The organism is Rhizobium sp. P1_E1 (assembly GCF_056406015.1).
Window position 1 is genome coordinate 1 of sequence record NZ_JBFUAY010000520.1, and the last position, 1144, is coordinate 1144.

A 1144-nucleotide genomic window follows, 5' to 3' on the forward strand; every position below is an offset into this window, starting at 1 on the left:
TTCCGGCGTAAATGCCGGGAGCGGAATTGGGGATAGGCATGGCCCCGACGGCCTTTTCGTAAAAGGCAGAAGGGCCGACGTCACCGATGATCGCATAGGCATAGCCTATCGCTTTCAGGTCGTTCAGGCTGGCAAACAGCAATGCCCGGCCGATGCCGAGCCCGCGAAGGCTTTCGTCGACGCCGGTCGGTCCGAAGAAGCCGCGCGCCGTCGCTTCATGGCAGGCAAAACCGACGAGCTTCTGTTCGCGCGTGGCGATGAAGCAGGTCGGCGGCAGGCGGGTCATCGCGACGGATGCCTCGCTCGCCCATCCCTCACCGAACTGTTCTGCGATCCAGCTGATGATCAGCCGGAATTCCGGCGGCAGGGCCCGGCGGATCGTCACACCCTCGCGGGCCATTCGCTCGTGCGATTGCGTATCTTGCGGCAGGGTGGAAAGGTTTACCAGGTAGTCCACTTTGCCATCCTTCAGCCGGAAACGCCGAGCGAGCGTATGAAATGATTGGAGCCGACCTGCTCGATGACAGTCGATTCCGGACGGCTGAGCGAGCGTACCTTTTCCGCTTGTTCGAGGAAACGCGCGCTTCCGCCCGTCACGAACGGCCGGCTGCCATCCGGAACGGCTGAAAGCAGCAATCTTGTATAGGGATGGCGCGGATCGGACAGAACTGCATCGGTGTCGCCCCATTCGACCATCTGGCCGGCGAACATGACGACGATCTCTTCGGCCACATGTGCGGCCGTTGCAATGTCGTGCGTGATATAGAGCATGGCGAGCTCATTCTCGCGTTTCACTTTCGCGAGCAGATCGAGAATGTCCTTGCGGATGGAGACATCAAGCATCGAGGTCGGCTCATCGGCGACCAGCACGCTCGGCGCGACGGCCAGCGCCCGAGCGATATTCACACGCTGCCGCTGCCCGCCGGAGAGTTCATGCGGGAATTTCTGCCTGGTCACATCGGGCTCCAGCCCGACGCTTGCCAGCAGGCGGGCAATCTCTTCGGGAAGATCCGCCCTGGAGCCGCTCTGCCGATGCAATTGCAGTGGCCGCGCCAGATGATGGCTGACCGTGAAGGCCGGGTTGAGCGACGAGAACGGATCCTGGAAGACCATCTGCACCTCCCTGCGGTACTGATGCTCATCC

The 1144-nt window shown here is 62.0% G+C and carries 2 protein-coding genes; both read right to left on the reverse strand.

All coding sequences use genetic code 11. The features are described from left to right. On the reverse strand, nucleotides 1-457 hold a 457-nt coding region (locus AC1D1Z_RS37640; RefSeq protein ID WP_477853926.1), incomplete at its 3' end, for a GNAT family N-acetyltransferase. Nucleotides 458-468: 11 nt separating this feature from the next. Then, nucleotides 469-1144: ATP-binding cassette domain-containing protein (locus AC1D1Z_RS37645; RefSeq protein ID WP_477853928.1), on the reverse strand; the 676-nt coding region annotated here is incomplete at its 5' end.